At 68.4% G+C, this 10,304-nt stretch carries 8 protein-coding genes, 1 tRNA gene and 1 pseudogene; 5 read left to right on the top strand and 5 right to left on the bottom strand.

Translation table 11 applies throughout. The features are described from left to right. The first annotated feature begins 1 nt into the window (after position 1). Genes FGL94_RS15450 through FGL94_RS15460 form a run of 3 tightly spaced genes read left to right on the top strand, consistent with a single transcriptional unit; the run spans position 2 to position 5,924 of the window. Positions 2-2,470: a PrkA family serine protein kinase gene (locus FGL94_RS15450; RefSeq protein ID WP_144927319.1), complete on the top strand. Its 2,469-nt coding sequence runs from the start codon at positions 2-4 to the stop codon at positions 2,468-2,470. Beyond that, positions 2,461-3,846, top strand: a complete 1,386-nt coding sequence (locus FGL94_RS15455; RefSeq protein WP_144927322.1) for a DUF444 family protein — start codon at positions 2,461-2,463, stop codon at positions 3,844-3,846. The genes FGL94_RS15450 and FGL94_RS15455 overlap by 10 nt, the downstream gene beginning before the upstream one ends. After that, the gene (locus FGL94_RS15460; RefSeq protein WP_144927325.1) at positions 3,843-5,924 is read left to right on the top strand and encodes a SpoVR family protein; all 2,082 of its coding nucleotides are present in this window, start codon (positions 3,843-3,845) and stop codon (positions 5,922-5,924) included. Before FGL94_RS15455 ends, FGL94_RS15460 begins: the two co-directional genes overlap by 4 nt. A gap of 35 nt (positions 5,925-5,959) precedes the next feature. On the opposite strand, the gene FGL94_RS15465 is transcribed toward FGL94_RS15460, so the two are convergent. Beyond that, on the bottom strand, positions 5,960-6,709 hold the full coding sequence (locus FGL94_RS15465) for an alpha/beta hydrolase (RefSeq protein ID WP_144927328.1): 750 nt from the start codon (positions 6,707-6,709) through the stop codon (positions 5,960-5,962). Then, the gene (locus FGL94_RS15470) at positions 6,706-7,320 is read right to left on the bottom strand and encodes a VOC family protein (RefSeq protein ID WP_123624277.1); all 615 of its coding nucleotides are present in this window, start codon (positions 7,318-7,320) and stop codon (positions 6,706-6,708) included. The genes FGL94_RS15465 and FGL94_RS15470 overlap by 4 nt, the downstream gene beginning before the upstream one ends. 184 nt (positions 7,321-7,504) lie before the next feature. Between FGL94_RS15470 and FGL94_RS18430 the strand changes: the two genes are divergently transcribed. Then, the gene (locus FGL94_RS18430) at positions 7,505-7,651 is read left to right on the top strand and encodes a hypothetical protein (RefSeq protein ID WP_186313432.1); all 147 of its coding nucleotides are present in this window, start codon (positions 7,505-7,507) and stop codon (positions 7,649-7,651) included. Between the two features lie 43 nt (positions 7,652-7,694). Here the strand turns inward: FGL94_RS18430 and FGL94_RS15475 are convergent, their stop codons facing one another. Both FGL94_RS15475 and FGL94_RS15480 read right to left on the bottom strand, forming a co-directional pair. Then, entirely contained in the window at positions 7,695-7,904 is a 210-nt protein-coding gene (locus tag FGL94_RS15475; protein ID WP_144927331.1) for a hypothetical protein, read from the bottom strand. A 145-nt stretch (positions 7,905-8,049) separates the two neighbouring features. Next, positions 8,050-8,856 carry a hypothetical protein gene (locus tag FGL94_RS15480; RefSeq protein ID WP_144927346.1) on the bottom strand — a complete coding sequence of 269 codons (807 nt, stop codon included), beginning with the start codon at positions 8,854-8,856 and terminating at the stop codon, positions 8,050-8,052. 311 nt (positions 8,857-9,167) lie between these two features. Here FGL94_RS15480 and FGL94_RS15485 point away from each other — a divergent pair. Then, positions 9,168-9,967 (top strand): annotated as a pseudogene (locus FGL94_RS15485) (DUF7839 domain-containing protein). A gap of 72 nt (positions 9,968-10,039) precedes the next feature. Here FGL94_RS15485 and FGL94_RS15490 read toward each other — a convergent pair. Then, positions 10,040-10,115, bottom strand: a tRNA-Cys gene (locus tag FGL94_RS15490). Positions 10,116-10,304: the final 189 nt, after the last annotated feature.

A 10,304-nucleotide genomic window follows, 5' to 3' on the forward strand; every position in this document is an offset into this window, starting at 1 on the left:
AATGAGCGAGCGCGAGACGCCGGACGGGGACGCGTTCGTCCGCGACGCCGACGAGGCGCTTCGGGGGGCGTACGACCCGCCGATGAGCCTCGACGAGTACGTCGATCGGGTGTTGGACGACCCGACCGCGGCCGCCTCCGGCGCGCGGTACCTCCTCGCGGCCGTCGAGTCGCAGGGGACCCGAGAGGTCCGCGAGCGCGGCGAGCGGCTGGAGCGGTACCGCTTCTTCGACGACCCGTTCAACGACGGGGAACACGCGGTGTTGGGCAACACCGCGGCGCTCAACTCGTTCGTCGACGACCTCCGGGCCGCCGCCGCGGGGCGCGGCAACGACGAGACGATCGTCTGGATCGACGGCCCCACGGCCACCGGGAAGTCGGAGTTCAAGCGGTGTCTGGTGAACGGCCTCCGGGAGTTCTCGAAGACCGAGGCCGGCCGGCGCTACACCGTGGAGTGGAACGTCACCGGAGCCGGGACCGGCGTCGGGGGCGGGGGCGGAGCGGGCGCCGCGTCGCTCTCGTACGGGGACGGCGGAGACGCCGGGGCGTGGTACCGGAGCCCCGTCCAAACGCATCCCCTCTCGGTGTTCCCCGAGCCGGTCCGGGAGTCGATCGCCGAGGCCGTCGACGACGACGCCTACCCGATCGCGGCCGACGTGGACCTCGACCCGTTCAGCCGCGAGGCGTACGACCACCTCGAATCGGTGTACCGCGACGAGGGACGACGGGACCTGTTCTCGGCGATCACCGACCGCGACCACCTGCGGGTGACGAGCTACGTCGTCGACGTGGGCGAGGGGATCGGCGTGCTCCACGCCGAGGACGACGGGAGCCCGAAGGAGCGGCTCGTCGGTTCGTGGATGGGCGGCATGCTCCGCGAGCTCGACTCGCGCGGCCGGAAGAACCCGCAGGCGTTCAGCTACGACGGCGTGCTCTCGCAGGGGAACGGCGTGGCGACGGTCGTCGAGGACGCCAGCCAGCACGCCGACCTCCTCCGCCGGCTCCTCAACGTCCCCGACGAGCGGCGCGTGAAGCTCGACAAGGGGATCGGGATGGACCTGGACACGCAGCTGATCGTCATCTCGAACCCCGACCTCGACGCCGAGCTCGACCGCCACGCCGAGCGCGAGGGGGCGGACCCGCTGAAGGCGCTGAAGCGACGGCTCACACGCCACGAGTTCCGCTACCTCACGAACCGGCGGTTGGAGGCGGAGCTGCTGCGCCGCGAGGTCGGCGGGCCGCGAGGCGTGCCGACGGTCGACGGGGTCGAAGGCGACGGGGAGACCGACGTCTCAACCGCCCCGGACGAGCGCGACGACGACCCGGCCCGTGACCCCGCGAGCGAGCCCGGCGCCGCGGCCCTCACGATCGGGGTCCGCGACGGCGGCGGCGGCGTCACGGAGCGCGAGCTCGCCCCCCACGCGGTCGGGGCGGCCGCGCTGTACGCGGTCGTCACGCGGCTCGACACCGACGACCTCCCGGCGGGGATCGACCTCGTCGAGAAGGCCGACCTGTACGAGAGCGGCGAGATCCGGCGCGAGCGAAGCGACGAAGAGCAGCGGATCACCGTCGACGACATCGAGTTCGGCGACGGGGACGGCCGGAACGGGGTCCCGGTCACCTACGTCCGCGACGTCGTCGCGGAGCTGCTCGGGTCGGACGCCGACCGCAGCCACCCGGAACTGCCGGTCGAGAGGGTGGTTACCCCGACGGACGTGCTCGACGCGATGGCCGAGGGGCTCTCCGACGCGCCGGTGTTCTCGCGGTCGGAGGTAGCGGAGTTCGAGAGCCGGAAGACGCCCGTCGCCGAGCGCGTGCGCGAGCGCCAGCGGGCGGACGTGGTCGACGCGATCCTCGCGACTGAGACTGTCTCGGAGGCCACCGTGGCCGAGTACGTCGAGCACGTGTACGCGTGGGACGCCGACGAGCCGGTCGAGACCGAGCGCGGCCCGGAGGAGCCGGACGCGCTCGCGATGAAGGTGTTCGAGACGGAGACGCTCGGCCGGTTCGACGAGAGCGACTACCGCGGGAACGACCCCAGCGAGTCGGTCGCAACGTTCCGACGCGAGCGGGTGATCCGCGCGCTCACCCGATACGCGTGGCGGAACCGCGGCGACGCGTTCAGCGTCGACGACGTCGATCTCGGCGAGATCCCGGAGCTGAAGGCGGTGCTGGAGTCGAACGACCTCGCGGACGTGAAGCGGCGGTTCCCGGACCTCGACCCCGCCGAGTGGGCCGACCCGCCGGCCGACACCGAGACGGAGCGCGCGAAGGCGGCCGCGATCGACCGGCTCGTCGACCGAGGATACAGCCCCGCGTCGGCCGAGCTGACGAGCCGCGCCGTGATGCGGAGCGTCCGCGACGAGTGGGCGAGCCTGACCGCCGACGGCGACGTACCCGACGCGGACGCCTCGGACCGCCCCGGAGGCGACCGCGGCGGCCGGAACGGAGGTGGTCGGACGTGGGACTGACCGAGGACCGCGAGCGGTTCCGCGAGGTGGGCGAGGAGCGCCGCGAGGACCTCGCGGAGTTCATTAGCCACGGCGATCTGGGCGGCTCCGGCCCCGATCGGGTCCGGATTCCCGTCAAGATCGTCGACCTCCCCGAGTTCGAGTACGATCAGCGGGAGGCCGGCGGCGTCGGGCAGGGACAGGGCGGCCAGCCCCAGCCCGGCCAGCCGGTCGAGCCCGACCCCGACGACGGCGACGAGGAGGGCGATCCGGGCGAGGAGGGCGGCGAGCACGAGTACTACGAGATGGACCCGGAGGAGTTCGCGCGCGAACTCGACGAGGAGCTGGGGCTCGACCTCGAACCGAAGGGGAAGCGCGTGGTCGAGGAGGTGGAGGGCGACTTCACCGACACCGCCCGCGCCGGGCCCCGCGGCACCCTCGACGTCGACGAGTTCTTCAAGCGCGGGCTGAAGCGCTACCTCGCGACCGACTTCGACGAGGCGTACGTCCGCGAGGGACTCCACGTCGCCGGCGCCGACGTGGACGACGTGTTCGCGTGGGCGCGCGGCCAGGGGGTCCCCGTCTCGCGGGCGTGGATCGCCGACGCGGCCGCCACCGCGGCCGACGATCACGGCGAGCCGGTGGAAGCGCTCGACCGCTGGGAGAGCTTCGAGGCGCTCGACGACGAGGTCGACCGCGAGCCCGTCACCCACCGGATCCGCCGGGAGGGACTCGACAGCGTCCCCTTCCGCCGGGAGGACGAGCGGTTCCGGCACCCCGAGGTGATCGAGAAGCGCGAGCGCAACGTCGTCGTCGTCAACGTCCGAGACGCGTCGGGCTCGATGCGCGAGACGAAACGCGAGCTGGTCGAGCGCGTGTTCACCCCGATGGACTGGTACCTGACCGGGAAGTACGACGCCGCGGAGTTCCGCTACGTCGTCCACGACGCGGAGGCGTGGGAGGTCGACCGCGAGGAGTTCTTCGGGATCCAGTCGGGCGGAGGGACCCGAATCTCCAGCGCCTACGAGCTGGTCGCGGAGATCTTAGAGGAGTACCCCTACAGCGAGTGGAACCGCTACGTGTTCGCCGCCGGCGACTCCGAGAACGCCGGCAGCGACACGACCGACGCGGTGATCCCGATGATGGAGTCGATCGACGCCAACCTCCACGCGTACGTGGAGACCCAGCCGGGCGGCGCCTCACCGAACGCCCGCCACGCCGACGAGGTGGAGGACGCGCTCGGCGACGCCGACAACGTCGCCGTCGCGCGCGTCTCGGAGCCCGACGACGTGACCGACGCGATCTACGAGATCCTCAGCACCGAAGCCGGGGGCGACGGCGACGCGACCGCCGGTGAGACGGCGAGCGGCCGGACCGACGGGGGTGGCCGCCGATGAGAGACGAGCGCGTCGAGGCGAAACGCGAGGCGGAGTCACTCGACGAATCCGCGGAGGCGGCCCGCGAACTCGCCGAACGGCTCGGGTTGGAGCCGTACCCGGTCCGGTACTGGGTCGTCGACCACGACGAGATGAACGAGCTGATCGCGTACGGCGGCTTCCAGCGACGATATCCGCACTGGCGGTGGGGGATGAACTACGAGCGCCAGCGGAAGAAGGACCGCCACGGGCTCGGAAAGGCGTTCGAGATCGTCAACAACGACGACCCGAGCCACGCGTTCCTCCAAGAGTCGAACTCGCCAGCCGATCAGAAGGCGGTGATCACCCACGTCGAGGCGCACGCGGACTTCTTCGCGAACAACCGGTGGTTCGGGCTGTACGCCGACCGCGGCGAGGGCGGCCCGAACGCCGCGGCGCGGCTGGAGCGCAACGCCGACCGGATCGCCGCGATCGCCGACCGCCCGGCGGTCGACCGCGACGAGGTCGAGCGCCTGATCGACGCCGTGAGCGCGTTGGAGGACACGATCGACCAGCACAGCCCCGTCGACGCCGCGCGCTCGGTCGACGAGCCGGGGATAGCCGAGGACGTGAACGACCCCGACGACGACCAGCTCGCGGCGATCGAAGACCGAATCGCGGAGCTGGACCTCTCCGAGGAGGTGCGCCGCGACGTGTTCGACGACGAGTGGCTCGAAGCCAGGGGCGAGGGCGTCGAGCCGGAGGAGCCGCGCCCGGACGTGCTCGCGTTCCTGCGCGACTACGGGAAGCGCTACGACCCCGAGAGCGGGAAGGCGGTCGACCGCGAGCCGTGGGAGACGACCGTCATCGACGCGCTCCGCGAGGAGGCGTACTACTTCGCGGGTCAGAAGCAGACGAAGGTACTCAACGAGGGGTGGGCCACGTATTGGGAATCGGTCATGATGGGCGGCGAGGGGTTCGCCGGTCCCGACGAGTTCCTCACGTACGCCGACCACATGTCCCGGGTGCTCGGCTCGCCCGGACTCAACCCCTACAAGCTCGGCTTCGAGCTGTGGACCCACGTGGAGCTGCGGGCCGCCCGCCGCGACGTGATCGACAGGCTGCTCCGCGTCGAGGGAGTGACGCCCGAGAACTTCCACTCGCGGATCGACCTCGATCGGGTCGCCGACGCGCTCGAACCGCATCCCGCGATCGCCGGGGCGGGACCGGCGACGCTCGACGAACTCGCCGACCTCGCCGCCGACGGCGACCCGCGCGTCGACAGCGAGGCGGTCGACCGGGCGCTGTCGGCCCGGAGCGAGGGGGAGACGACCGGCGACGACGGCGAGAGCGATCCCAGCGCCGGCCCGGACATCGAGCGGTACCCGTGGAAGCTGCTCACGCGCGAGGGGCTCGCCGAGCGACACTACGTCCTCTCGCGGCCGGAACACCGGGACGCCCTCCGGAACGTCTCGCGGGAGACGCTGGCCGAGCGGGCGCGATACATGTTCGACATCGATCGGTACCCGACCGTCGACGAGGCGCTCGCCGACGTGGACCGGACCGCCGGCTGGGACCGAATGCTGGAGGTGCGCGAGAGCCACAACGACGTGACGTTCATCGACGCGTTTCTCACCGACGAGTTCGTGCGCGAGGGGAACTACTTCACCTACGAGTACAGCCGGTCGACCGAACAGCACCGCGTCGCCAGCGTCGACGCCGACGACGTGCGGAAGAAGCTCCTGTTGCGCTTCACGAACTTCGGGAAGCCGACGATCGTCGTGCTCGACGGCAACTTCCGAAACCGGGGAGAACTCCTCTTAGGCCACCGGTACAACGGAGTCCCCCTCGACGAGGAATCGGCGACAGACGCCTTAGAGCGCGTCTTCGAGCTGTGGGGACGGCCGGTGAACCTCGCGACGATCCGCGTCGAGTACTCCGACGAGGCCATCCGCCGCGCCAAGCGGCGAGGCACCGAGCCGGACGGGAAGGAGGTCGGCGTGCGGTTCCAGTACGACGGCGGCGAGGTGACCGAACACGATCTCGACCCGGAGATCAGAGAGCGGATCGCGGCGGACGAGGTCGACTACGACACGAAACCCGACGACTGGCTGGCGTGACGATCGGAGCGAGAAACAGCGCGGCCAGTCGCGGTCTACGCCAGATCCGCGACCATCTCGGAGACGTATGCGGTCTCCTCCTCGTTGATCCCGTGACCCATCCCCTCGTAGATCCGGGTCTCGACGTCGCCGCCGAGCGCCGATAACACGTCGGCGGTCTCGTGGACCCGCTCCTCGGGGACGTGCGGGTCGACGTCGCTACACCCGAGGAACGCCGGCGTCCCCGCGAGTGCGTCGGCGGCGTCCCCGTCGACCGCGGCTGCCGCGCGAGAGACGTAGTCGTCGACGGCGACGGACTCGCCGATCAGCCCGCCGCTCAGAACCGCGAGCCCGCCGTATCGGGTCGGATTTTGCGCGACGAACTCGCTCGCGAGGCAGGCGCCCTGCGAGAAGCCGACGACGAGGACGCGCTCGGCGGGAATCCCAGCGTCCGTCGCGGTCTCGACCGCGCGACCGACCGCCCGCAGCCCGGAGCTTCGGCCGGGCTCGTTGTCCGCGACGGGCGCGAGGAAGGAGTTCGGATACCACGTGTTCGCCGCCGCCTGCGGCGCGAGTAGTGAGAGACCGAAGGTCTCTCTGACAGCCGGCGGCTTCGCCGCCGGCGAGAGCGCGACATCGCGGTCGCCCGCGATCTCCTCCCCGAACTCGACGATACCGCGCGCGGTCGCGCCGCGACCGTGAACGAGGACGACGGCGGCGTCCGCCGACTCGACGTCGGTCCCGGCGGTCACCAGCGGTTCGTCCGCGTGCGGGTCGTCGCCCGAGTGCTTCGATCCCCGGCTCATACGCCGACGCCCGCGTCGGCGTCGGGCAGATCGTACTTGTTCACCGGAAGTCCGAGCTCCTCCAAGGCGGCCTCCATGTGACGGTCCTGCGCGAAGTCGGCGCCGTCCTCCTCGCGGATGCGCTGGGCGGTCGCGAGCACCTCGCCCTTGCGGTCGTCCGGGATCTCGTACTTGTCCGAGGAGAGCTCGATGACGAGCCCGTTGTTGTCCTGCGTGTAGATCGAGTGGAAGATCCCTCGGTCGAACACGTTGTATCCCTTCCCGGCCTCTTCGAGCGCCGCCATGATGTCCTCGTACTCGTCGGGGTCGACGCTGAAACAGAGGTGGTGAACGGCACCGGTGCCGGCGCGCTGGCCGCGCGCGGACGGCCGATCATCGCTCACGAAGAACGTCAGGATCCGCCCGTCGCCGGTGTCGAAGAACAGGTGCGTCTGCGAGGGGTCGTCGAGGTTCGGCTGACGGAGGACGAGCGGCATGCCGAGCAGGTCGCGGTAGAACGCGATCGTGTCGGCCTCGTTGCTCCCCCAAACGGTGATGTGATCGGTACCGGTGGTGTGGAACGGTGCGTCCGGACGCTCCGGAGTGACCGGAGCCGGGATGTCGTCGCTCATACCACCGATACGAGGCCGATACGTATAAAATCGAAAGGGACCGCCGAGCCACCGGCTGACATCGGTGTTATCCGGTCGAGCGTCCAGCCCGTCACAAAGCGGCGGAAACGGGAGCGAACACCGACCCGAAGCGGCGCCGACGCCGAAACGGATCTCTTAATTCGGACAGAGCGAACCGAAAGGCATGGAGATACTGCTACACTCCGGACTCGAACACCCGAACACCCTGTGGATCGCAGCCGCCGCGATCGTCTCGTTCGTTCTCGGCGTCGTTTCGGCCACCTACGGCCAACGGGTTGCGGCCCCGTTCCGAGACTCCACCGAGGAGTGACCGCGAGAAGCCGGACCGGAACGCAGTCCGTCGGACCGAGGGGCTAGGACCGCTTCCAGACCGGCGGGGCAACGCCGAGGGCCCGGACGACTGCCGGATAGCCGAACGCGACGACGAACACGAGAAGCATCGACGGGAGAAACGAGAGCGATCCGACGACGCGCTCGACGAGCGCCAACACCACGAACATCACGACGAACATCACGCCCCAGTGGGGGGCGAGCTGACGTATTTTCTCCGCGGTATCGGTCATACGCCTTGCAACGAGTCCGACGGATATACGTTGTCGGTCACGTTGCACGCGCCAAGAACGGCGAAATCCCGTCGACCACGGACGAGAGCCGAGTGAGCTAGTCGAGCGAAAACCGGCGAAGAGAGACGAACGGGCGATACCGGCGTCAGTACCGAGAAGGAATAAACGTCGTCGAGAGCAGCAGGATGACCGAGAACAGCGAGAGGATCAACACGCGCGTCAGCCCGGAGTTGTACTGTTCGAACTGGTCAATCTCCGCGACCTGCGCCTCGTACCCCTCAATATCGGTCGACAGCGTCATCGTGGACGCGTCAGGGAAATGCGCGATGAACTCCGTCTCGCCTATCGTAACCGTCGTGTCCTGTTCGATCTCGATCGTGTTGGTCTGTGTTCCCTCCCAGACGACCACGGCCTGATCGGAGGTGACCTCGTCGACAGTCACGGTCTCCCCGTCGTACTCGAAGGAATCACCCGTGGTATACGACCGTTCCTCGGGGGCGGGGAAGTACTCGTCTGCCGGGACGAGGGTCGTCTCGCCGCCTTGGGTGACCGCGACGTACTCGCCGTCGTCACGCTCGACCGTCTGGTTGTCCGCGTCGTCGTCAGACTCGAGGATCGCCTGTCGGTCGAGCACCTCGACGAGCGTGAACGCAGACGGGTCATCCCCGGTAATCTCAACGGTCCACTCACGGTCATCAACCGAGACCGTAGACCCGTTCGTCCACGTCTCCGAAAGTTCAGTCGTCTCCTCCTGCTCAAGCGTCCCGATCACCGTCGAGTCTTCCTCCGATATTCCGGCGACCGTATACGTCTCGCCGTCGACCTCGACCGGATCACCTTCCGACACCTCGAAATCCGGGTTCTCAAGGGCGATTTCCGGACTCTCAGCCGTCGCAGTGAGCACACCAGCCACGCCCGCAACGAGAAGGAAGAGCGCGGCGTACACGGCCACAGCGCGTCGTTGCATAGTTCCAGCATGGGTCACCCGGTGTATAACGGTTACTAAGCCGCGCTCTCGAAACGCGAAACAGAGTCGAGACGGACCGTCGATCGACACGGTGCGGCAACACCGTCTCAGCGACAACCATCCGCCAGTGGCAGACGATGAACTCCCGAAAGAACGCAAGTAAACACGAACAACGGACAACCGATACTGATCGGATACAAAGAGTGTTTCACCTGATCCATCGCTAAGCCGATACACGCACCTTGACGAACGCTTCCCACAACAGTACTTTAATTACGCGCTGCAGAACACGAGCAATGACAGATCCCGGCAGGGCGACGCCACCAGAAGTCCTTGACAGCAAGCGCGACGCAACCCGATATCAGGTCCCGGTAGAGATCGCCGCCCGACAGCCCGCGGTGAGCCAAACGGAGATTGCCGACGCGATCGGCGTGACGTCGCAGGCCGTCAGCGACTACGTCAGGGACCTCGTGGATCACGGCTACGTCGAGAAGGAGGGGCGCGGACGATACGGAGTGACGAAAGAGGGCGTCGACTGGCTGATCTCTCGGACCGACAGCTTAGAGACGTACCTCGATCGCGTCATCTCAGACCTCCTCGGCAGCGTCGACATCGACACCGCGATCGCGATGGACGACGTCTCGGAGGGAAGCGACGTCGGACTCCTCATGCGCGACGGCGTTCTCCATGCGAACCCCGCGGGCGGGACGGCGACAGCGGTCACCGTCACCACCGCCTCGGCGAAGCCGTCGGCGTCGCCGACTTCGAAGGCGTGGTCGACTAGGAAACCGGATACGTCACCGTCCTCCCCGTTCCGGCCGTCACGGACACCGCGTCGGTAGATCCGGAGGTACTCACGGAGACCCGCCCCTCGGAGGGCCTCCTCGCCGTCGCCGGAACCGAAGCGTACGCGCTCGCGACACGATCGGACGCGCACCCGAACATCCGGTTTGGGACGGTCGACGCCGTCGCCGAAGCCGCAGTGCGAGGACTGAACGTGCTGTTGGTGGTTACGGCCGATCAACTACCGCAACACACCGCGCGACTCCGCGACGAGAACATCCCGCACGAAGTGCTCGACGCGGGCGATTTCTGAGGCGAAGTCGGACAGACGCCGACCATCCGATTCGACGAGCGGATCGCTACCGGATATCGGAGTTCGAAGGAAAGCCAAGGGCCGGATTTGAACCGGCGTTGGGCGGCTCTGCAGGCCGCTGCGTCTGACCAGACTCTGCCACCTTGGCGCTATCGGACGTACCGCAGTCGAGCGTTTAAGCCTAGCGGTCGCGTGTGAACGCCACCGCTATCGCTCGCTACACATGAAAAGAGCCCACGGACGGACTGTCCGTGGGCCGAATAGTGGGAGTATGCTCCCGAATGAATGGGCAGGCGGCGAACCGCGGTTCCCAGAGGATCGCTCACTCCAGTACTTC

The sequence above is a fragment of the Halorubrum salsamenti genome (genome assembly GCF_007671685.1).
GTDB lineage: Archaea > Halobacteriota > Halobacteria > Halobacteriales > Haloferacaceae > Halorubrum > Halorubrum salsamenti.